Origin of the sequence: Streptomyces sp. NPDC053076 (genome assembly GCF_044546845.1) — a bacterium.
Lineage (GTDB): Bacteria > Actinomycetota > Actinomycetes > Streptomycetales > Streptomycetaceae > Streptomyces.
The window spans coordinates 1055741-1077486 of the sequence record NZ_JBITZL010000001.1 but is presented as its reverse complement, the minus strand read 5'-3'; the positions used below and the strand labels follow the sequence as shown (position 1 = coordinate 1077486).

Below are 21746 nucleotides of genomic sequence, written 5' to 3'. Positions count from 1 at the left end.
AGGGGGCGTATGCCGATGATGGTCGGCGTCGTTGCGGGGGCGGTCGTCGTTGCCGTTCTCGTGCTGATCGGTCTGTTCAAGTTGATGTGGCGGGTCGCCGAGCCGAACGAGGCGCTTGTCATCTCCGGATCCAAGCACCGCACCGAGGGCCTCGGGGACGGCATGGGCTTTCGCATCGTCACCGGGCGCGGCACGCTGGTGCTGCCCGGCGTGCAGGCGGTGCGCAAGCTCTCGCTGGACCTGAACGAGACCGAGTTGCAGGTGGACTGCGTGACGCACCAGGGCATCCCGCTGAAGGTGCGGGGCGTGGTGATCTTCAAGGTGGGCGACGACTTCGTGTCGATCGCGAACGCCGCCCGCCGGTTCCTGGACCAGCAGAGGCTGATGTCGGAGCGGGTGCACAACGTCTTCGCCGGTCATCTGCGGTCCATCGTGGGCGGGTTGACGGTCGAGGACATGATCCGCGACCGGGAGAAGCTGACCGGGCAGACCCGGGCGGCCTGCGGTACGGAGATGGAGAAGCTCGGCCTGATCGTGGACTCGTTGCAGATCCACGAGATCGAGGATCCGACCGGCTACATCCAGAACCTGGCGATGCCGCACGCCGCCGCCGTGCAGCGCGACGCGCGCATCGCGCAGGCGGAGGCGAACCGGCTCGCCACCGAGGCCGAACAGCAGGCGGCGGCCCGGATGTCGGAGGCCACCCGGGACAGCGAGATCCTGCAGGCCGGGTACCAGGCCGAGCGGGACAAGGCGGCGGCCAAGGCCCAGCAGGCCGGTCCGCTCGCGGCTGCCGCGTCCCGGCAGGAGGTCGTCGTGCAGGAGACGCGGGTCGCCGAGCTGGAGGCGCACCGGCGTGAGCAGCAGCTCCAGGCGGACGTGCGCAAGCCGGCGGACGCCACGGCGTACGAGAAGCGGACACTGGCCGAGGCCGAGCGCGACGCGCGGATCTCGGCGGCCCAGGCCAAGGCGAAGGAGACGGAGCTGGCGGCCGTGGCCGAGGCGACCCGGGTGAAGGCCGCCGCGGCGGCCGAGGCCGAGTCGACCAAGACCCGCGGTGCGGCGAGCGCCGCCGCCACCCGGGCCACCGGTGAGGCGGAGGCCGCCGCCGCGCAGGCGAAGGGCCTGGCGGAGGCCGAGGCGACCCGGGCCCGGGGTCTGGCGGAGGCGGAGGCCATCAAGGCCCGGGCCGCGGCCCTCGCGGAGAACCAGGAGGCGGTCGTCGCCCAGCAACTGGCCGAGAGGTGGCCGGAGATCGTCCAGGCGGGTGCCTCCGCGTTCGGCAACGTCGACAACATGGTGCTCCTCAACGGTGCGGAGGGCATGGGCGAGTTGTTCGCCAAGGCGCTGACCATGGGCGGTACGGGGCTGGGCCTCGCCCGAAAGCTGCTCGCCTCGATGGGCGATGACGGGCAGGTCCGAAACGGCGCTTCAGCCTCGCTCAACGGAGTGGCCGCTCCCCCGCCGCAGAAGGTGCCGGTGGATCAGGAAGGCTGAGCCGGACCGTCTTCCACCCGGCCAGGGTCCCTCACCACGGGCCCCGGCCCTGCGTGCGTACCAGCCGGGGTCCCTCACCACGGGCCCCGGCCGTGCGTGCGTACCAGCCGGTCGACGGTCTCCCGCTCCAGCGCCGGGTTCGCGGCGGCGGCGTGGGCGAGTTCCGGGTCGGCGAGGAGTTCCGCGAGCCGGTGCGCCGGCAGGTTCGGGTGACGGGCCAGGGCCGCCCGTACCCCGGGGTCGGGGTCCCGGGTGAGCCGCTCCACCACGGCCGGCGCGGTCCGCGGGTCACGTGCCGCCAGGACGCGCACCTCCGGGTCCGCGTGTCCGGCGAGACGGGCCAGTCCGGTGCGCGGGAAGTTCGGCCGGGCGGGCAGGCGCTCGCGTTCCTCGCCGGTGTACTCCAGGAAGCTGCGCAGGAGGAGTGCCGCGGGGGCGTCCGGGTGGTTCTGGGCCAGCAGGACGCGGACGCCCAGGTCGTCGTCCTCGGCCAGACGGGCCACCAGGTCGGCCGGCAGGGTGTGCTCCCGCGCGGCTCTCCTGCGCAGCATCGGATGCCCGGAGAGCGCGTCTCGGCGCAGGACGGCGGGCTCGCGGGGTTCCCGGGACGCCGGGTGGAAGCCGAACCGGCGGTCCAGCGGCGCCCGGTAGTCGATGCCCGCGCGTTCCTCCTCGCTGAGGGCGGGGTGGACGGACACGGCCAGCCGTACCTCCGGGTCGGGGTCCGCCGCGAGCGCACGGAGTTCGTCCGGGCCGAGCCGCGGGTGCCGGGCCGCGGCCCTTCGCACCTGCGGGTCGGGGTCGGCGACGAGGGCTCGGCGCTCGGCCGGCCGCAGCTCGGCGCGGCCCGCGATCCGCTCGCGCACCTTCGGGTCCGGGTCGGCGGCCAGGCGGACCACCGCGTCGGGCGGGAGCGTGGGGTTGAGGGCGATCGTCGCCCTCTCGTCCGGGTCGGCCGGTGCCGTGAGGACCCCCTCCACCACGGCCGCGCTGAGGGCACGGTTGAGCAGGATGTCGGCACGGCCGTGGCAGGGTCGCGGGGGCAGCACGCTCTCCACCCACGCCGGGTCCTGCCATCGCGCCAGTTCCTGAGCCCGCTCGCGCACCGTGTCGTCCGGGTCGGCCAGCAGCGCGGCCCTGCGCTCGGCGGACAGCGACCCCCAGGGGCCGACGCCCCAGCGGCGGACCGCGGCGACCGGGTGCGCGGGCATGGACCGGATCAGCTCCTGGGACATCTGCTGCCAGAAGCCGGTCGAGCCCAACGGCTCCTCGCCGTCATAGGTGGTGATCATGCGTACGACGGTGTCGTCGGGCAGGGGCCTCGGCCGGTCCGGGTAGTGCACCCGGGGGCCCTCGGTGAGGTGGGCGCGGACGGTCCAGTCCGGATCGTCGACCAGCCGGGCCCGCTGGGCGGGGTCGGCATGGGGGTTGACGGCGAAGAAGCCACGGGTGCGCGCATCGGGGTGCGCGACCACGGCGTCCACCACGGCGGCGGGCAGATCGCGGTCCCGGCACAGCACCATGCGTACGGCGAGCGGAGCGTCGGCCAGCAGCCGCACCAGGATGTCCGGCGACACGGCCGGGTTGAGCGCGAGTCCGGCCAGCCGACGGGTCGGCAGGTCTGCTTCCTCCCAGATCTCCGCGGGTGTCGGCATGTCCGGTGTCCCCCCTGTGCGTGCACCGCCCTCGCGGCCCCCGGGCGCCGACCCTACGGGATCACGCCACGAACAGGCGGTGCGCGGGGCGATGAGGGTGCTGCCTTGAGGACCTCCAGCGCTGTGTCCCGCAGGTGGCTGTGCGAACCGAGCAGCTCCTCGTCCGCGCGAAGCCCGGTCCGTCCAGCAGGGCGCGAACCCGGCCGCCGACCGCTCGGTACAGTGGCTCGGCAGCGTGCGCAGGCAACGCTGGAGCCGAGGGAGACACCAGATGACACCGCCGTCCGCGACCGGCACCGGATCGGCCGGCCGCCCGGTGCCGGAACCGCGCGTCCTGTGCGAAACCCGCACGCTGGCCGAGGCGGCGCCGGTGCCGTCCGGTGTGCTGTGGAAGCTGACCGAGAGCGAACGGCAGCTCGACGCGAACGTGGTCCGGCTGGCCCCGGGCGGGCAGGTCTCGGCCCACACGGAGACGCAACTGGACGTGCTGGTCCTGGTCCTCGCCGGGGACGGCGTGCTCGGCAAGGGGTCCGGGGACGCGACGGAACCGCTCACCGCGGGCACCCTCGTCTGGCTGCCGCACGGCGCCGCGCGCAGTATCGCCGCCGGCGAGGCGGGACTGACGTACCTGACCGCGCACAGCAGGCGCCCCGGCATGCGGATCGGTACGCGCCCCGGCAGCGCACCGTCCGGACACCCCGGCGCCGCACCGGAGTAACGCTGCGGCGGCGGAGGCGAGTTGCGCGGCCCACTAGGGTGCCTCCGTGAGCACGTTTACCGAAGAGAACGTTCCCGGTCGGCGCGGCCCCCACGCCACCACCGAGGCGGACCCGCGCGAGGTCGGCCGGGTGCGCACCGAGTACTCCCCGGCCCATGACGGGGACCCGGACCCCGGCGAGATCGTGTGGACCTGGGTGCCGTTCGAGGAGAACGACGGCCGGGGCAAGGACCGTCCGGTGCTGGTCGTGGCCCGGGAGGCGGCCGGCACCTTCCTCGCCGTACAGCTGACGAGCAAGCGGCATGACGGCGCGGCAGGGGACGGGGCGAACCCGCTCCGGGGGAGCCGGGACTCGCACCGATGGGTGGCGATCGGCAGCGGGCCCTGGGACCGGTCGGGCCGGGACTCATGGGTGGACGTGGACCGGGTGCTGCGGCTGCACGAGCAGGGCATGCGCCGGGAGGCGTGTGCGCTGGACCGCATGCGCTTCGGCCTGGTCCGACAGCGACTGCACGGACGGTACGGCTGGACCTGACCGCCCCGCACCCCGCGAACCCGGCCGGGCGCCCGAGCGTTCCGCCCCGACGGGACCGTCCCGCGTTCCCCGGCCCCGGCCGGCCGCACGAACGCTACGTCTGGAGCTGGACGACGCGCTGGGCAGGGTCAGCCCCTCGGGACTCCGGGAACGCCCGAGCGAACGCCTCCCGTACCGCCGCTCCCCGGGTTCGGTCCAGCACCCCGAACACCACCCGCTCGAACGTGCGCGCGAACCGGCCCTCCGGCCCCAGCGCCGACCGGAAGGCTTCCGCGACCCGCGCCGGGTCGTTCTGGAAGACTCCGCAGCCCCAGGCGCCGAGCACCAGCCGCCGGTAGCCGTGGGCCGCGGCCGTCTCCAGCACGCGTGCGGCCCGGACCGACAGGGCGCCGGGCAACTCGGCCGCCCGCTCCGGCGCCGTACGCCGTACCACGCCCGCGTTGGGGGCGGCGGCCGTCAGGAAGCCCGCGGGAAACGGTTCGGGCAGCAGCCGGCCCCGGTCGTCGCGGAAGACGGGGACGGCCGGGGAGTGGATCACCCGGTCCGAGTAGAACGGGTCGCGGTCGGTGCGGTGGTGGTCGTAGAAGGCGCGGGCCGTCAGCAGGCAGGTGTGCAGCGCGGAGGCGCGGCACAGGGCCTCTTCCTGGGCCTGCGCGCCGTTGAGATAGCCGCCGCCCGGGTTCCGGGCCGAGGCGAAGTTCAGGACCGCGACGGGGGCGCCGGCCAGCCGGCGGGCCGCCTCCAGGCTGCTCTCCCCGGTGACCTCGAAGACCGTGCCGCTCCCGTGCGCCGGCGCCGGCGGCACGGGCACCGGAGCCGGACCGAACACACGGGTGCCGGACCGTGCGGCCCGGACCGCTTCGGCGATCGCCACCTCCCGGCCGTCCGGCGCCCGGTACCGGCCCGCGGCCACGATCTGTTCCGTCTCCGCGGCGATCCCGCGCAGGCGCGCGCTCACGGCGCCACCCCCGTGGACGCCGCGACCACACCCTGCGCGGTCTCCCCCGTCGTGCTCATGTACGCATCGTGGGTGATGCTGGTGATGCGGTGCAACGGAGTTTCCCGCGCCCGGAACGCTCCGGGAAACACGCAAGGAAGCGGATGTGACGGATCCTGAACGTCCGCAGGGGCACCCTTGTGCGATTCCCGGGAAAGGTCTTGGGTAGGACGAGTGCCCGGCCCGGCGGACACGGCGGGCCGGTGGCATGGTGGAACCTCAGGAGGAGATCCCGACATGTCAGATACCCACAGCGACGGTGGTGACTGTACGCGGCACCGCACCGCCGTCACCGAGGCCGAGGTGGAGGCCCTGGTCCGGGGCATCTGCTTCAAGACCGGCCCGCCGCGCACACTCGGTGTCGAGCTGGAGTGGCTCGTCCACTCGCTGGAGCTGCCGCAGCTCCCGGTCACACCCGAACGACTCGAAGCGGTCTACGCCACGTTGCGGACCGTGCCCCTGGGATCGGCGCTCACCGTCGAACCCGGTGGCCAGCTGGAGCTGAGCTCGCCGCCCGCAGCCTCCCTGATGGAGTGCGTCGACACCGTCTCCGCCGATCTGGACACCGTCCGGGCCCTCCTGGCCGAGGACGGTCTGCGCCTCACCGGCATCGGTCACGACCCGTGGCACACGCCCCGCAGATTCCTGCACGAGCCGCGATACGACGCCATGGAGACCTGCCTGGACCGCACCGGTCCGGCCGGCCGCCACATGATGTGCGCCTCGGCCTCCGTCCAGGTCTGCGTGGACGCCGGCCAGGAGGAGCCCGGCCCGCTGGGGCACGCCCGGCGCTGGTGGCTGGCGCACCAGCTGGGGGCGGTCCTGGTGGCCGCGTTCGCCAACTCGCCGCTGCTCGGTCGGCGGCCCACGGGCTGGCAGTCCACCCGCCAGCTGATGTGGATGGAGATAGGGGCCGGCCGGGCGGGCGGTCCGTCGCTGCACGGCGAACCACGGGCCGCCTGGACCCGGCACGTGCTGGACTCGCCGGTGATGTGCGTCCGCCGCGACAGCGGCCCGTGGGAGGTGCCCGAGGGGCTCACCTTCCGGGAGTGGACCCGTTCCCGGTCGCCCAGGCCGCCCACCCGGACGGACCTGGACTACCACCTGACCACGCTGTTCCCGCCGGTGCGGCCGCGCGGCCATCTGGAGCTGCGGATGATCGACGCGCAGCCCGGCGAGGACGGCTGGCTCGTGCCGCTCGCGGTGACGGCGGCGCTGTTCGACGACCCGGAGGCCGCCGAGACCGCGTACCGGACCGTGAAACCGCTCGCCGAGCGGGCCCTGAACCTGCCCGCCCCGCACAACCCGCTGTGGGTCGACGCGGCCCGGCACGGGCTCGCCGACCCGGAGCTGCGGGAGGCCGCCGACACCTGCTTCGCGGCGGCCCTGGAGGCGCTGCCCCGGCTCGGCGCCACCACCCGGGTCACCGACGCGGTGGCCGCTTTCCGGGACCGCTACGTCGCCCGGGGCCGCTGCCCGGCCGACGACCTGCTCGAGCGGCTGCCCGCGAGGGAACAGCACCGGCCTCGGCCGGCCATGTCCGGGGGCTTGCCCACCGCCGACGGGAGGAAGGACATCCGCACATGACCGCCCCGGAGACCGACCCCACGACCCCCGAGACGGACACCGAGGCCCTGCGCGACCGCGCGCTGGCCTCCCTCACCACCGCCCGTGACCGCACCACGCTGCTGACCAGCTGTGTCGAGGGGCCCGACCTCACCGCCCAGCACTCCCCGTTGATGTCCCCGCTGGTGTGGGACCTGGCGCACATCGGCAACCAGGAGGAGCTGTGGCTGCTCCGGGCGGTCGGCGGCCGGGAGGCGATGCGGCCCGATATCGACGGCCTGTACGACGCCTTCGAGCACCCGCGTGCGGAACGGCCCTCGCTGCCGCTGCTGCCGCCCGAGGAGGCCCGCCGGTACGCGGCCGAGGTGCGCGGCCGGGTGGTGGATCTGCTGGCGGGTGCGGACCTCCACGGCAGCCGGCTGACCGAGGCCGGTTTCGCCTTCGGAATGATCGCCCAGCACGAACAGCAGCACGACGAGACGATGCTGATCACCCATCAGCTCAGGCGGGGCCCGCGGGCCCTGACCGCTCCGGACCCGGATCCGGCCCCGCCGTTCACCGGACCGGCCGAAGTCCTCGTCCCCGGCGGCCCGTTCACGATGGGAACCTCCGACGAGCCCTGGGCGCTGGACAACGAACGCCCGGCGCACCCGCGGGACGTGGAGCCGTTCTGGATCGACACGACACCGGTGACGAACGCGGCGTACCAGGCGTTCATCGAGGACGGCGGCTACGACACCGAGCGCTGGTGGGCGCCGGAGGGCTGGGCGCACATCAGGCAGCACGCCGTGAGCGCCCCGATGTTCTGGCGGCGGGAGGGCGGGCAGTGGCTGCGGCGCCGGTTCGGGATCACGGAGCCGGTACCGCCCGACGAGCCGGTGCTGCACGTGTGCTGGTACGAGGCGGACGCCTACGCCCGCTGGGCCGGGCGGCGGCTGCCCACCGAGACGGAGTGGGAGAAGGCCGCCCGCTTCGACCCGGCCACCGGCCGCTCCCGGCGCTACCCCTGGGGTGACGCCGACCCGGCGCCCGAACACGCCAACCTGGGTCAGCGGCACCTCGGGCCCGCACCGGCCGGCAGTTACCCGGCCGGCGAGTCGCCTCTGGGCGTACGGCAGTTGATCGGTGACGTGTGGGAGTGGACGGCGAGCGACTTCCTGCCCTACCCGGGCTTCCGGGCCTTCCCGTACAAGGAGTACTCGGAGGTCTTCTTCGGTCCCGAGTACAAGGTGCTGCGCGGCGGCTCGTTCGCCGTGGACCCGGTGGCCTGCCGGGGCACGTTCCGCAACTGGGACTACCCGATCCGCCGGCAGATCTTCTGCGGGTTCCGCACCGCCCGCCCGGAGGTCCCCTGATGTGCCGTCACCTCGCCTACCTGGGGCCGAAGGAGCCGCTCGGCCGGCTCCTCGTGGAGCCCCCGCACAGCCTGTTCCGCCAGTCGTGGGCGCCGCGCCGGCAGCGGTACGGCACGGTCAACGCCGACGGCTTCGGGGTGGGCTGGTACGCGCCGGAGGATCCGGTGCCGGCCCGCTACCGGCGGGCCGGGCCGATCTGGGCCGACCTGTCCTTCGCCGACCTGGCGCGGGTGGTACACGCGGGCGCCGTGCTCGCGGCCGTCCGGGACGCCACCCTCGCGGGGGCGGACGCCGAGGCCGCGGCGGCACCGTTCGCGGCCGGGCGGTGGCTGTTCAGCCACAACGGCGCGGTCGCGGGCTGGCCGGACTCGGCGGCGCCCCTGGTGTCCGCACTGCCCCCGGTCGACCTGCTGTCGCTCCAGGCCCGCAACGACTCGGCGTTGATCTGGGCGCTGGTGCTGCACCGGCTGCGCAAGGGCGACGCACCGGAGCAGGCCCTGGGCGAACCGGTTCGCCTGCTGGCCCGGGCGGCGCCCGCCTCCCGTCTCAACCTGTTGCTGACCGACGGGGACACGATCGCCGCCACCGCCTGGGGCGACTCCCTCTGGTACCGCACGGAGCCCGGCCGGAGCACGGTCGTCGCCTCCGAGCCGTACGACGACGACCCGCTCTGGCAGGAGGTTCCCGACCGCACCGTGCTCACCGCGAGCCGCGCCGGCGTGCTGCTCGCCCCGCTGGAGTATCCGGCGCCCTCCCCCACTCTCGGCTCCGCTCGAGCGGGGGAGCCCCCATCACCGAAGGAGCCCTGCCGTTGAGCCCCCTGCACGTCACCCGCACGCTCCCCGAGGACGCGACGGACGCCGCGCTGCGCGCCGACGTCCGCGGCGGCCTCACCGACACGCCCAAGTGGCTGCCGCCCAAGTGGTTCTACGACGCCCGCGGCAGCGAGTTGTTCGAGCAGATCACCGAGTTGCCCGAGTACTACCCCACACGCGCCGAGCGGGAGATCCTCGCCGCCCGGTCCGGTGAGATCGCCGCCGCCAGCGGCGCCCGCACCCTGGTGGAACTCGGCTCGGGCTCCTCGGAGAAGACCCGCTACCTCATCGAGGCGCTCCCCTCGCTCGCCGCCTACATCCCCGTGGACGTCAGCGAGAGCGCCCTCGTCCAGGCCGGTGAGGCCCTCGTCGCGGAGCGCCCGGACCTCGACGTACACGCCCTGATCGCCGACTTCACCGCCCCGATGACCCTGCCCGCCACGCCCGGCCCCCGGCTGGTGGCGTTCCTCGGCGGCACGCTCGGCAACCTGCTGCCCGCCGAGCGCGCTCGGTTCCTGGCCTCCGTGCGCTCGCTGCTCGCCCCGGGCGACGGGCTCCTGCTCGGCACGGACCTGGTCAAGGACGAGCGGGTGCTGGTCCGGGCGTACGACGACGCGGCCGGGGTGACGGCCGCGTTCAACAAGAACGTGCTGGCCGTGGTCGACCGCGAACTGGGTGCCGACTTCGACCTGGACGGGTTCGACCATGTGGCCCTGTGGGACGCGGAGCGGGAGTGGATCGAGATGCGGCTGCGCTCTCGTACCGCCCAGACCGTGAAGGTGCCCGCGCTGGACCTCGCCGTGGAATTCGCGGCCGGCGAGGAGCTGCGCACCGAGGTGTCGGCCAAGTTCCGGCGGGAGGGGGTGACCTCCGAACTGGCCGCGGCCGGCCTGGGTCTGTCCCACTGGTGGACGGACGAGCAGGGCCGCTTCGCGCTGTCGTTGAGCGTGGCGCGGTGACCCGGGCACGGGGGGTCAGCCACCGTCGGGGGCGAGCGCCTCGGTGATCTTCCGCGAGGCGCGGCGCGCCTCGGTCGCCGCGTCCGCGCCGCCCAGCACCCGGGTCATGTACTCCTTGATCGGGTTGTCGGCCTCCACGTCGGCCCACTGAGGGGTGTTGGGGGTCGCCCGGCCGTGTGCCGCGCCCGCGGCCATGGCGGCGACCCCCTCCTCGCTCGCGACCGCGCCGGCCAGCGTGGTCTTGTTGGGCACGTAGTTCATGGTGCGGGCCAGTTCGGTGTCCCACTTGGCGTCGGTGAGCGCCCCGACGACGGTGGTGGCGGCGAACTGGTCGCCGGTGTTCTGCGGGACGACCAGGTCGGAGCCGCCCGTGAAGACGGCACCGGGCCGCCCGGCCCTGCGGCCGGGCACGGGGAAGTAGCCGAGCTTGTCCTTCAGGCCCGGGTTCTTCTGGACGATCGACTGGGCGAGCCCGGGTACGGCGATGATCTGGGCGACCTTGCCGCCGGCGAACACCCCTGCCTGGGGAGGGTGTTCCTCGTCGGCGCCCACGGGCCCCCTGCCCAGGGCCTGGAGCCGCCGGTAGAAGTCCATGCCGCGCAGCGCGGCCGGGGTGTCCAGGCTGCCCTGCCACTCGTGGTCCTTCTCCTCGGCGAGGTCACCGCCCTCCTCCCAGACGAAGCCGGCGAGCGTGTACCAGTCCTGTCCGGCGAGGTAGATGCCCTGGCCGCCGCCCGAGTTGAACTTCTCGGTGTCGGCGAGCCATTCCTCGCGGGTCTTCGGCGGGCGAGCGATGCCGGCCTGCTCGAACAGGTCCTTGCGGTAGATGACGACCCGGCTCGCCGCGTACCAGGGGACGCCGTACTGCTTGTTGCCGTCCTTGCCGGGCTGGGCGAGGCCGGGCAGCCACTTCTCCTTGCCCCAGTCCCGCATGGACTCCAGCGTGAGGTCGGCGAGCCGGCCGCCGTCGGCGTACAGCGGCACCTGGGTGTTGCCGACCTCGATGACGTCCGGGCCGTCGCCGGAGTCCGCCTTGAGCGCGGTGCGGACCTTCTCCACGATGCCGGTCCACTCCTGGATGCGGATGTCGAGGCGCAGGTCCTTGTGGGTGCGCTCGAAGTCCTCGGTGAACCGCTCCAGGAACTCCTGGGAGGCGCTGTCTTTCATCAGCCACACGGTGACGGTCTGGCGTTCGTGGTCGCCGGGAAGCATCCCGCAGCCGCTGACGAGTGAGCCGGTGACACAGATGAGGGCGAGCAGACGACGTCTCACGAGGGGTCCTGTTCTGTCTGGCAGGGGCGCTGGGACAGGGGTGGGGGCCCGACGTGGGGGGACGAGCGCGCGGGCTCGTACGGGTGTGCTGGGATTTTGGTATGGACCAATGCGGAGGTCAAGCGCTCCTGGCCGCGGACCCGTGACGCCGTGCGAACGGAGCGCGGATACGGCACGGTGGAGTACGGCGTGACACGAGAGGAGCACCCGAATGTCGAACCACACCTACCGGGTCACCGAGATCGTCGGCACCTCGCACGAGGGCGTCGACCAGGCCATCCGCAACGGCATCGCCCGCGCCGACCAGACGCTGCGCAACCTGGACTGGTTCGAGGTGATCCAGGTCCGCGGCCAGATCGAGAACGGGCGGATCGAGCACTACCAGGTAGGACTGAAGGTCGGCTTCCGCCTGGAGGACGAGGGCTGAGCGGGCCGCCGCGAAGCGGATCCCCGGCCGGGGTCAGGTGCGCCCCTCCCGCTCCTGCGCCTCCTCCAGCGCGGCCGACTTCGCGGCCCAGCGGGCCCGCACCACCGTGAACCCGGCGCGCTCGGCGTCGTCGCACACCAGCTCGTCGTCGTCCACCAGCACCCTGACCTCGCGGTCCTGGGCGAGCCGGCGCAGGATCTCCAGCTTGGTGAACCGGGCCGGCCTGCGGTCGGCGTTGCTCCGCATGTACACCCGCCCCTCGGGCAGCCCATGGGCCGCGAGCCAGTCCAGCGTGTCCCGGCGGCACCGCTCGGGACGGCCGGTGAGGTAGACGACCTCGCACGCGCGGGCGCTCTCCACGGCCAGCGTCACGCCCTCGGCGATCGGCGGGTCCTCGGGCGCGGCGGCGAAGAACGCGGCCCAGTTCCGCGGCCGGCCCTCCAGGAAGTGCTGCCGGTGGGCGGTGTCGGCGAGCGTGTTGTCGAGGTCGAACACGGCGAGCGGGCGCCTGCTGCTGTCGGTCACACCGGCCACCCTAGCCAGCGCCCGGACGCAGGCCCCGGGAATCCCGGGCCCCGGTGGGCGTTGAACCCTTCGTGAGCAGCTCAGTGATCGCCCCGACCCGGTTCTCCGTCCTCGACCGCTCCCGGACCCGCGAGGGCCACCCGCCCGGCGAGGCGCTGCGGGACACCGTCGCGCTGGCCCGGGAGGCCGAGGCGCTCGGCTACCACCGGTTCTGGGTGTCCGAGCACCACGGGGTGCCCGGCGTCGCCGGCTCCGCCCCGACCGTGCTGGCCGCCGCGGTCGCCTCGGCCACCCGCACCATCCGGGTCGGCACCGGCGGAGTCATGCTTCCCAATCACCAGCCCCTCGTCGTCGCCGAGCAGTTCGGGGTGCTGGAGGCGCTGTTCCCGGGGCGTGTCGACATGGGACTCGGCCGCTCCGTGGGCTTCACGGACGGGGTGCGCAGGGCGCTCGGCCGGGACAAGGGAGACGCCGAGGACTTCGCGGCGCAGCTCGGGGAACTGCTGGGCTGGTTCAGGGGCGGCTCGCCGACCGGGGTGCACGCGCGCCCCTCGGAGGGGCTGACGGTTCCGCCGTTCGTGCTGGCCATGGGCGAGGGCGCGCGGATCGCCGCCCGCGCCGGCCTGCCCATGGTCATCGGTGACCTGCGCAACCGCGAGAAGATGCTCCGCGGCATCGACCAGTACCGCGCCCTGTTCCGCCCGTCACCCTGGGCGGCCGAGCCGTATGTCGTGATCTCCGGCACGATCGCCGTCGCCGGCAGCCAGGCCGAGGCCCGCCGGCTGCTGGTCCCCGAGTCCTGGTCCACGGCGTACTCCCGCACCCACGGCACCTTTCCGCCGCTCGCCCCCGCGGAGTCGGTCGAGGCCCGCACGATGACCGCGAAGGAACGCGGCTTCTACGAGTCGGGACTCGCCGGGCACATCGCGGGGACCGAGGACCAGGTCGCCCACGAGCTGGTGACGGTGCTGAAGGAGACCGGCGCCGAGGAGGTGCTCGTCACCACCAGCAGCTACGACCGTACGGCCCTGCTGGACTCCTACCGGCGGCTGGCCGCGCTCTTCGCGCCCGGCCGGTGATCTGATCCACATGCGAACCCGGTCCCGGCCGGTGACCCTGGGAGGGCAAGTCTCAAGCGACGAGGAGGGCTGCCATGTCCTTCATGGACAAGATCAAGGGCATGCTCAAGGGCCATGAGGGCATGGCCGACAAGGGCATCGACAAGGGCGGCGACTACGCCGACCAGCGCACCGGGAACAAGTACCGGTCGCAGGTCGACACCGGCCAGGACAAGCTGAGGGACGAGTTCGGCACCCGGCAGGACCGGGGCAACCCTCCGCAGGCGTAACGCACGGGGGCAGCTAGAGTTTTCCCCCGATGCACAGCCCCCATGACCCGTACGTCCGCGTCCGCGGCGCCCGAGAGCACAACCTCAAGGGCGTCGACGTGGACATCCCCCGCGACGTGCTGGCCGTGTTCACCGGCGTCTCCGGCTCGGGCAAGTCGTCCCTGGCGTTCGGCACCGTCTACGCCGAGGCCCAGCGGCGGTACTTCGAGTCCGTCGCCCCGTACGCGCGCAGGCTGATCCACCAGGTCGGGGCGCCGAAGGTCGGCGAGATCACCGGGCTGCCGCCCGCGGTCTCGCTTCAGCAGCGCCGTTCGGCCCCCACCTCGCGCTCCTCGGTGGGCACGGTCACCAACCTCTCCAACTCCCTGCGCATGCTGTTCTCGCGCGCCGGCACGTACCCGCCCGGCGCCGAGCGGCTCGACTCGGACGCGTTCTCGCCCAACACGGCGGCCGGCGCCTGCCCCGGGTGCCACGGCCTCGGACAGGTGCACCGGACCACCGAGGAGCTGCTGGTGCCGGACCCCTCGCTGTCCGTCCGCGAGGGCGCCGTCGCGGCTTGGCCGGGCGCCTGGCAGGGCAAGAACCTGCGGGACATCCTGGACGCGCTCGGCTACGACGTGGACCGGCCCTGGCGCGAGCTGCCCGCCGAACAGCGCGAGTGGATCCTGTTCACCGACGAGCAGCCGGTCGTCACCGTCCACCCGGTCCGGGACGCGGACCGCATCCAACGGCCGTACCAGGGCACCTACATGAGCGCCCGCCGGTATGTGCTGAAGACGTTCGCCGACACCAAGTCGGCCACTCTGCGGGCGAAGGCGGAACGGTTCCTGACCAGCGCGCCCTGCCCGGTGTGCGGGGGCAGCCGTTTGCGTCCCGAGGCACTCGCCGTGACCTACGGCGGCCGGACCATCGCCGAGCTGGCCGCGCTGCCGCTGACCGACCTCGCGGGGCTGCCCGACGGCGGCACCGAGACCGCCCGGGTACTCACCGCCGACCTGAAGTCCCGGATCGCGCCCGTGGTCGAGCTGGGACTCGGCTATCTGAGCCTGGACCGGGCCACCCCGACGCTCTCCGCGGGCGAGCTGCAACGGCTCCGGCTCGCCACCCAGTTGCGCTCCGGGCTGTTCGGGGTGGTGTACGTACTGGACGAGCCGTCCGCCGGGCTGCACCCGGCGGACACCGAGGCGCTGCTGACCGTGCTGGACCGGCTGAAGACCGCGGGCAACTCGGTGTTCGTCGTGGAGCATCATCTGGAGGTGGTGCGCGGGGCGGACTGGCTGGTGGAGGTGGGTCCGGGCGCCGGCGAGCACGGCGGGCGGGTGCTGTACAGCGGGCCGGTGGCCGAGCTGGCCTCGGTGGAGGAGTCGGCGACGGCCGCGTACCTCTTCGACGAGTCGCCCGGCCCGGCACGTGCCGTCCGGGAGCCGCGCGGCTGGCTGACGGTCGGTCCGGTGAACCGGCACAACCTGCGTGCGGTGACGGCCGGGTTCCCGCTCGGCGTGTTCACCGCCGTCACCGGGGTCTCCGGCTCCGGAAAGTCCACGCTCATCGGCGAGCTGACCCAGGAGGTGGCGGGGGTCGGACGGCTGGTGCGAGTCGACCAGAAGCCCATCGGACGCACCCCGCGCTCCAACCTGGCCACCTACACGGGCCTGTTCGACGTCGTACGGAGGGTGTTCGCCGGCACGGAGGAGGCGCGGGCGCGCGGGTACGGGGTCGGGCGGTTCTCCTTCAACGTGGCGGGAGGGCGCTGCGAGACCTGCCAGGGTGAGGGGTTCGTGAGTGTGGAACTGCTGTTCCTGCCGAGCACCTACGCGCCCTGCCCGGACTGCGCGGGCGCCCGCTACCAGCCCGAGACGTTGCAAGTGGCCTACCGGGGACGGAACATCGCCGAGGTGCTGGACCTGACCGTGGAGGCCGCCGCGGAGTTCTTCGCGGACACCCCGGCCGCCGCCCGGAGCCTGGGCACCCTGCTCGACGTGGGCCTCGGCTATCTGCGACTCGGCCAGCCCGCGACCGAGCTGTCCGGCGGGGAGGCTCAGCGGATCAAGCTGGCGACCGAACTCCAGCGCGGGCGCCGCGGCCACACCCTCTACCTGCTGGACGAGCCGACGACCGGACTGCACCCGGCCGACGTGGAGGTGCTGATGGACCGGCTGCACGGGCTCGTCGACGCCGGGCACACGGTCGTCGTGGTCGAGCACGACATGACGGTGGTCGCGGGCGCCGACTGGGTGATCGACCTCGGCCCGGGCGGCGGCGACCGGGGCGGCCGGATCGTGGCGGCCGGCCCGCCGGAGCGGGTGGCCCGGGCGGACGGCAGCACCACCGCGCCGTACCTGGCGCGGGTCATGCCCTGAGCCTCGGGCGGCCCACCGGTACGCACCATGCGGGGCGGACGGCAGCACCACCGCGCCGTACCTGGCGCGCATCATGCCCTGAGCGTCGGGCGGCTCGACGGTGCGCACGGCGTCGTCGGTCCCGCCGCGGCGGGACCGACCATGAGGTCCACCGGATCCGGCGCGTCCGGCCCGGCCGGAGGGTGCGGGTCCCGTTCGACACCGTGCCGCGGTCAGCGTGCCGGGAGCTGAAGGACCTGTGCACGCCCGCCATGGGCGGGCGCCGGCGGCCGGCCGGGCCGGTCGTGCGGGCCTTCGAGCGCGCTCACGACCAGGGCCGCGTGGGTCCAGGCGGGCTCGGGGGCGGTCGGCTGGGCCGCGTGGGCCAGGCCACGGCGGTCGGGGTGGGCGCCCGGCGGGATCACCGGCCGGACCTGCACCTCGGCGACCAGACCCCGGGCCCGGGCCACCCGCCACAGCGAGGCCAGCAGGCTGTCCTCGCCGACGAAGGCCGCCGCGGTACCGGGCCCGCCGTCCTGCTGCCGGTAGCGCAGGCTGACCGGCTGGACGGGCACGCCCGCGTCGAGCGCGGCCTGGAAGACGGCCCGGCGGAACCGGCCGTGCGCGCGCCCGCACCAGGTGCTGCCCTCGGGGAAGGCGGTCACGGCCGCGCCCTCGCGCAGGGCACCGGCGATCCGGGCGACCGTGCCGGGCAGGGCACGCAGCCGGTCCCGTTCGATGAACAGGACCCCGCCATGCGCGGCCAGCGCGCCCGCCACCGGCCACTGCCGGACCTCGGTCTTAGCGAGCATACGGGCGGGGCGTACGGCCGTGAGCAGCGGGATGTCGAGCCACGACACATGGTTGGCGACCAGCAGCACCCCGCCCGCCGGAGCGGCGGCACCGGTGATGCGGACCTGGACCCCGATGGCCCGGACGATCGTCCGGCACCACCACCTGACCCACTCGGCGGGGATCCTCCCCCGCAGGGGCGGACACCCCCGGACGAGCACCGCCGGCACGATCCCGGCCAGCACCAGGACCGTGACCACGGTCAACCGCAGCACGGCACGGGGTACGGCCGCGGCGGCCCGGGCCGGGGCCACACAGGCGCCCGGGGTGCAGGGCGCGGTGGGCAGCCAGACGCTCATCAGGCCGGGACGAGGGAGAGGAAGTGCCGCAGATAGCGCTGGTTGACCCGGCGCATCGACAGCAGGACGTACAGGTCGGCGACACCGAAGTCGGGGTCGTGCGCGGGTTCGCCGCAGACCCAGGCGCCGAGCCGGAGGTAGCCGCGCAGCAGGGCGGGAAGCTCGGTGCGGCCGGCCGGGACCTCGGTCTGCGGGACCCACGGCAGCCGCGGCCGGACCCGGAACTCCGCGGGCGCCAGGTGCTTGGCACGGACCCGCTCCCAGGTGCCGGCGGCGAGGGCGCCGCCGTCGGCGAGCGGCACGGAGCAGCAGCCCGCCAGCCACTCGTGGCCCCGGTCGGTCATGTAGCGGGCTATGCCGGCCCAGATCAGGCCGATGACGGCGCCGTCGCGGTGGTCGGGGTGGACGCAGGAGCGGCCGACCTCGACCAGGCCGGGCCGGATGGCGTCGAGCGCGGCGAGATCGAACTCGCCCTCGGAGTAGAGGCGCCCGGCGATCTCGGCCCGCTCCGGCGGGAGCAGCCGGTAGGTGCCGACGACCTGCCCGGTCACCGTGTCGCGGACGAGGAGGTGGTCGCAGTACGCGTCGAAGGCGTCGACGTCGTGTCCCGGCTCGGCGGTGGCCAGCAGGGCGCCCATCTCCCCGGCGAAGACGTCGTGCCGCAGCCGCTGCGCGGCACGCACGTCGGCCTCGTCGCGGGCGAGGGTGACGGTGTAGCGAGTGGGTGCCGCGGGCTGCGGTGGACGGTCGAGGGTCGAAACGCCGGTCATGGCTCTCTCCTGGTCACGGGCCGGTTCGGCGAGGGCGGCGGGCCTGTGCGTACGGCCCGCCGTTCCAGTTCTTCCGATGCCGGTTGGCCGGTGCGTGACCGGTGCCAGGAGAGCGGATGTGGGGATGCTGAACGACGGGGTCAGCCGTCCTCGGTCACGAAGATCATGGCCGCGGCGGCCGAGACCCCGGGAACCAGACGGGGCCGGGGATGAGCACCACTCCCGGCCCCGCCCGCCCGCCCCTTGCCGGGCGAACGCTCAGTGCAACGCCCCTCGCAGGGCGCGGGGAGCCGCGCGGGCAACCGCGAAGCTCCCGCGCTCCCGCACGGCGATCAGTGCTTTCCCGCCTTCCGGGTGGCCCTCAGCCACTCCTTGTTCATGCGGGTGATCGACACCAGGGGGATCCCCTTGGGACAGGCGGTGGCGCACTCGCCGGCGAGCGTGCACCCGCCGAACCCCTCCGCGTCCATCTGCGTGACCATGTCCAGCACCCGGCTCTCCCGCTCGGGCGCCCCCTGGGGCAGCACGTTGAGGTGGTTGACCTTGGCGGAGGTGAACAGCATGGCCGCCCCGTTGGGACACGCGGCCACGCACGCCCCGCACCCGATGCACTCCGCGTGTTCGAACGCGAAATCGGCGTCGGCCTTCGGCACCGGCGTGGCGTGCGCCTCCGGCGCGGACCCGGTCGGGGCGGTGACGTAGCCGCCGGCCTGGATGATCCGGTCGAACGCCGACCGGTCCACCACCAGGTCCTTGATCACCGGGAACGCGGAGGCCCGCCACGGCTCGATGTCGATCGTGTCGCCGTCCCGGAAGGACCGCATGTGCAGCTGGCAGGTGGTGGTGCGCTCCGGCCCGTGCGCGTCGCCGTTGATGACCAGCGAGCACGCGCCGCAGATGCCCTCGCGGCAGTCGTGGTCGAAGGCGACCGGCTCCTCGCCGGAGAGGATGAGCTGTTCGTTGAGGACGTCCAGCATCTCCAGGAAGGACATGTCGGGCGAGATGTCGTCCACCTCGTAGGTGGACATCGCTCCTTCGGCGCCGGCGTTCTGCTGCCGCCAGACGCGCAGGGTGAGCTTCATGCGTAGCTCCGCTGGGTGGGGTGGACGTACTCGAAGACCAGGTCTTCCTTGTGCAGGACGGGGGACTCGCCGGTGCCGGTGAACTCCCAGGCCGCCGCGTAGGCGAACGTGTCGTCCCGGCGGGCCGCTTCGCCGTCCGGGGTCTGCGACTCCTCGCGGAAGTGGCCGCCGCAGGACTCGTCGCGGTGCAGCGCGTCGAGGCACATCAGCTCGGCGAGCTCCAGGTAGTCGACGATGCGGTTGGCCTTCTCCAGCGACTGGTTGAACTCCTCGCCGGTTCCGGGCACCTTGATCCGGCGCCAGAACTCCTCGCGGATCTGCGGGATGCGCTCCAGGGCCTTGCGCAGGCCGGAGTCGGTGCGGGCCATGCCGCAGAACTCCCACATCAGTTCGCCGAGTTCACGGTGGAAGGAGTCCGGGGTACGGTCGCCGTCCACCGCCAGCAGGAGGTTGATCCGGTCCTCGGTCTCGGCCAGCACCTCCTGGACGGCCGGATGTCCGGTGGTGACCGGGTCCTGGTGCGGGTTGCGGGCCAGGTAGTCGTTGATGGTGGCCGGCAGCACGAAGTACCCGTCGGCCAGGCCCTGCATCAGCGCGGAGGCGCCGAGCCGATTGGCGCCGTGGTCGGAGAAGTTGGCCTCGCCGATCGCGAACAGCCCGGGGACGGTGGTCTGGAGGTCGTAGTCGACCCACAGCCCGCCCATCGTGTAGTGCACGGCCGGGTAGATCCGCATCGGCACCTCGTACGGATCCTCGTCGGTGATCCGCTGGTACATGTCGAAGAGGTTGCCGTACTTGGCCTCGACGGCCTTGCGTCCCATCCGCTGGATCGCGTCGGCGAAGTCGAGGTAGACGCCCTGTCCGCCGGGGCCCACTCCCCTGCCCTCGTCGCAGACGTTCTTCGCGGCGCGGGAGGCGATGTCACGCGGGACCAGGTTGCCGAAGGAGGGGTAGATGCGCTCCAGGTAGTAGTCGCGCTCGTCCTCGGGGATCTGGTTCGGCGACCGGGTGTCGCCCTGCGCCTTGGGCACCCAGATCCGGCCGTCGTTGCGCAGCGACTCGCTCATCAGCGTCAGCTTCGACTGGTGGTCGCCGGTGCGCGGGATGCAGGTCGGGTGGATCTGGGTGAAGCAGGGGTTGGCGAAATAGGCGCCGCGCCGGTGCGCCCGCCAGACGGCGGTCGCGTTGGAGTTCATGGCGTTCGTCGACAGGTAGAAGACGTTGCCGTAGCCGCCGGAGGCGAGGACGACGGCGTCCGCGAAGTAGGTGTCGATCCGCCCGGTGATCAGATCCCGCGCGACGATGCCGCGCGCCCGCCCGTCGACGACGATCAGGTCGAGCATCTCGGTGCGCGGATGCATCTCCACGTTCCCGGCGGCGATCTGCCGGGACAGCGCCTGGTAGGCGCCCAGCAGCAGCTGCTGGCCCGTCTGGCCGCGGGCGTAGAACGTGCGGGAGACCTGGACGCCGCCGAAGGAGCGGGTGTCGAGCAGGCCGCCGTACTCGCGGGCGAAGGGCACGCCCTGGGCCACGCACTGGTCGATGATCTCGACGGAGATCTGCGCGAGCCGGTGCACGTTGGGCTCACGGGCGCGGAAGTCGCCGCCCTTGACGGTGTCGTAGAACAGCCGGTGGACGGAGTCGCCGTCGTTGCGGTAGTTCTTCGCCGCGTTGATGCCACCTTGCGCGGCGATGGAGTGGGCGCGGCGCGGGGAGTCCTGGTAGCAGAACTGGACGACGTGGTAGCCCTGTTCGGCGAGGGTGGCGCCGGCGGATCCGCCCGCGAGGCCCGTGCCCACCACGATCACCGTGTGCTTGCGCCGGTTGGCCGGGTTGACGAGCTTGGCCTCGAAACGGCGCTTGTCCCAGCGCTCGTGGATCGGGCCGGACGGGGCCTTGGAGTCGGTGACCGGCGCGCCGGTCGCGTAGTCGGTGTACGTCATGTCAGCTCACCACTCCGGTCATGACGCCCACGGGTACGGCGATGAAGCCGGCCGTGAGCAGCAGCGCGAGGACGTCGGCGATGGTCTTCAGGGCGCGGTCGCGGGTGCGGCTGCCGACGCCGAGGGTCTGGGCGGCGCTCCAGAAGCCGTGCCGGATGTGCAGGCCGAGCGCGAACATCGCGACGATGTAGATCAGGTTGCCGTACCAGGTGGAGAAGGTGTCCACGACGTTCTGGTAGGGGTGCCCCTCCTGGAAGCCGCCGGAGTGCACCGTGCCGGTGGTCAGGTCCAGGATGTGCCAGACGATGAAGAGCCCGAGGATGATGCCGCCCCAGCGCATGGTGCGGGTCGCGTAGCTCGCCCTCGGCTTCTTGTGCACGTACTTGCTGGGGCGCGCCCTGATGTCACGGCGGCTGAGCTGGTAGGCGGACGTGGCGTGGGCGACCACAGCGGCGACGAGGACGATCCGGACGAGCCAGAGCGTCCACTCGTAGTGCATGAAGGGTTCGCCGACCGTGCGCAGCCAGTGCGCGTAGTGGTTGAACTCCCCCGCGCCGAAGAAGATCTTCAGGTTGCCGATGACGTGCGCGACCAGGTACAGCAGCATGATCACGCCGCTGACGGCCATGACCGTCTTCTTGCCGACGGAGCTGTCCCACACGGTGCGTGCCATGGACGGCCGTCGGTCCGTCCGCGTTGCCAGAGCCATGGAACAGCACGCTAGGGCCGAGGCACCCGATCGGTCCAAGACATGGTCCAGCTTGTTTCCATAGACCGAAGCTATGATGGTGG

Annotated in this window: 20 protein-coding genes; 11 read left to right on the top strand and 9 right to left on the bottom strand. The window is 73.2% G+C overall.

What is annotated here, in order from left to right:
- Nucleotides 1-9: 9 nt before the first annotated feature.
- Nucleotides 10-1497, top strand: coding sequence for an SPFH domain-containing protein (locus tag ACIGYR_RS04285; protein ID WP_399602828.1), 1488 nt, complete (start codon nt 10-12; stop codon nt 1495-1497).
- 74 nt (nt 1498-1571) lie between these two features.
- Here ACIGYR_RS04285 and ACIGYR_RS04280 read toward each other — a convergent pair whose 3' ends face one another.
- A complete protein-coding gene (locus ACIGYR_RS04280; RefSeq protein ID WP_399602825.1) occupies nt 1572-3152 on the bottom strand; it encodes a hypothetical protein in 1581 nt (526 codons plus the stop codon).
- A 271-nt stretch (nt 3153-3423) separates the two neighbouring features.
- Between ACIGYR_RS04280 and ACIGYR_RS04275 the strand changes: the two genes are divergently transcribed.
- Entirely contained in the window at nt 3424-3870 is a 447-nt protein-coding gene (locus ACIGYR_RS04275) for a hypothetical protein (protein ID WP_399602822.1), read from the top strand.
- A gap of 46 nt (nt 3871-3916) precedes the next feature.
- Complete coding sequence (locus ACIGYR_RS04270; protein ID WP_399602819.1) at nt 3917-4405, top strand: type II toxin-antitoxin system PemK/MazF family toxin; 489 nt, start codon at nt 3917-3919, stop codon at nt 4403-4405.
- A gap of 94 nt (nt 4406-4499) precedes the next feature.
- Here ACIGYR_RS04270 and ACIGYR_RS04265 read toward each other — a convergent pair whose 3' ends face one another.
- Nucleotides 4500-5363: a TIGR02452 family protein gene (locus tag ACIGYR_RS04265; protein WP_391837908.1), complete on the bottom strand. Its 864-nt coding sequence runs from the start codon at nt 5361-5363 to the stop codon at nt 4500-4502.
- A 276-nt stretch (nt 5364-5639) separates the two neighbouring features.
- On the opposite strand from ACIGYR_RS04265, the gene egtA reads away from it, so the two are divergent.
- The 4 genes from egtA to egtD are packed head-to-tail and all read left to right on the top strand — an operon-like array spanning nt 5640 to nt 10097.
- A complete protein-coding gene (gene egtA, locus ACIGYR_RS04260; RefSeq protein ID WP_399602815.1) occupies nt 5640-6989 on the top strand; it encodes an ergothioneine biosynthesis glutamate--cysteine ligase EgtA in 1350 nt (449 codons plus the stop codon).
- Nucleotides 6986-8323, top strand: a complete 1338-nt coding sequence (gene egtB, locus ACIGYR_RS04255; RefSeq protein WP_391837912.1) for an ergothioneine biosynthesis protein EgtB — start codon at nt 6986-6988, stop codon at nt 8321-8323. Before egtA ends, egtB begins: the two co-directional genes overlap by 4 nt.
- Entirely contained in the window at nt 8323-9138 is an 816-nt protein-coding gene (gene egtC, locus ACIGYR_RS04250) for an ergothioneine biosynthesis protein EgtC (RefSeq protein WP_391837914.1), read from the top strand. Before egtB ends, egtC begins: the two co-directional genes overlap by 1 nt.
- A complete protein-coding gene (gene egtD / locus ACIGYR_RS04245; RefSeq protein ID WP_391837916.1) occupies nt 9135-10097 on the top strand; it encodes an L-histidine N(alpha)-methyltransferase in 963 nt (320 codons plus the stop codon). The genes egtC and egtD overlap by 4 nt, the downstream gene beginning before the upstream one ends.
- Before the next feature lie 15 nt (nt 10098-10112).
- Here egtD and ACIGYR_RS04240 read toward each other — a convergent pair whose 3' ends face one another.
- On the bottom strand, nt 10113-11369 hold the full coding sequence (locus ACIGYR_RS04240; protein WP_399602810.1) for an extracellular solute-binding protein: 1257 nt from the start codon (nt 11367-11369) through the stop codon (nt 10113-10115).
- A 211-nt stretch (nt 11370-11580) separates the two neighbouring features.
- Between ACIGYR_RS04240 and ACIGYR_RS04235 the strand changes: the two genes are divergently transcribed.
- Nucleotides 11581-11796: a dodecin gene (locus ACIGYR_RS04235; RefSeq protein ID WP_391837920.1), complete on the top strand. Its 216-nt coding sequence runs from the start codon at nt 11581-11583 to the stop codon at nt 11794-11796.
- A gap of 33 nt (nt 11797-11829) precedes the next feature.
- Here ACIGYR_RS04235 and ACIGYR_RS04230 read toward each other — a convergent pair whose 3' ends face one another.
- Entirely contained in the window at nt 11830-12321 is a 492-nt protein-coding gene (locus ACIGYR_RS04230; RefSeq protein WP_391837922.1) for a hypothetical protein, read from the bottom strand.
- 71 nt (nt 12322-12392) lie between these two features.
- On the opposite strand from ACIGYR_RS04230, the gene ACIGYR_RS04225 reads away from it, so the two are divergent.
- From ACIGYR_RS04225 to ACIGYR_RS04215, 3 genes are all read left to right on the top strand, one after another.
- Nucleotides 12393-13400, top strand: a complete 1008-nt coding sequence (locus ACIGYR_RS04225; protein WP_399602805.1) for an LLM class flavin-dependent oxidoreductase — start codon at nt 12393-12395, stop codon at nt 13398-13400.
- Nucleotides 13401-13474: 74 nt separating this feature from the next.
- A complete protein-coding gene (locus ACIGYR_RS04220) occupies nt 13475-13669 on the top strand; it encodes an antitoxin (RefSeq protein WP_391837926.1) in 195 nt (64 codons plus the stop codon).
- A 29-nt stretch (nt 13670-13698) separates the two neighbouring features.
- The gene (locus tag ACIGYR_RS04215) at nt 13699-16029 is read left to right on the top strand and encodes an ATP-binding cassette domain-containing protein (protein WP_399602802.1); all 2331 of its coding nucleotides are present in this window, start codon (nt 13699-13701) and stop codon (nt 16027-16029) included.
- Nucleotides 16030-16241: 212 nt separating this feature from the next.
- Here the strand turns inward: ACIGYR_RS04215 and ACIGYR_RS04210 are convergent, their stop codons facing one another.
- The 5 genes from ACIGYR_RS04210 to ACIGYR_RS04190 form a co-directional block, all read right to left on the bottom strand.
- Nucleotides 16242-17159: a lysophospholipid acyltransferase family protein gene (locus ACIGYR_RS04210; RefSeq protein ID WP_399602799.1), complete on the bottom strand. Its 918-nt coding sequence runs from the start codon at nt 17157-17159 to the stop codon at nt 16242-16244.
- Nucleotides 17159-17929, bottom strand: a complete 771-nt coding sequence (locus ACIGYR_RS04205; RefSeq protein WP_399602796.1) for a GNAT family N-acetyltransferase — start codon at nt 17927-17929, stop codon at nt 17159-17161. Before ACIGYR_RS04205 ends, ACIGYR_RS04210 begins: the two co-directional genes overlap by 1 nt.
- A gap of 332 nt (nt 17930-18261) precedes the next feature.
- On the bottom strand, nt 18262-19011 hold the full coding sequence (locus ACIGYR_RS04200; RefSeq protein WP_391837934.1) for a succinate dehydrogenase/fumarate reductase iron-sulfur subunit: 750 nt from the start codon (nt 19009-19011) through the stop codon (nt 18262-18264).
- Nucleotides 19008-20954, bottom strand: coding sequence for a fumarate reductase/succinate dehydrogenase flavoprotein subunit (locus ACIGYR_RS04195; protein ID WP_399602792.1), 1947 nt, complete (start codon nt 20952-20954; stop codon nt 19008-19010). Before ACIGYR_RS04195 ends, ACIGYR_RS04200 begins: the two co-directional genes overlap by 4 nt.
- A 1-nt stretch (nt 20955) precedes the next feature.
- Entirely contained in the window at nt 20956-21627 is a 672-nt protein-coding gene (locus tag ACIGYR_RS04190) for a succinate dehydrogenase (RefSeq protein ID WP_399602789.1), read from the bottom strand.
- Nucleotides 21628-21746 lie beyond the last annotated feature (119 nt).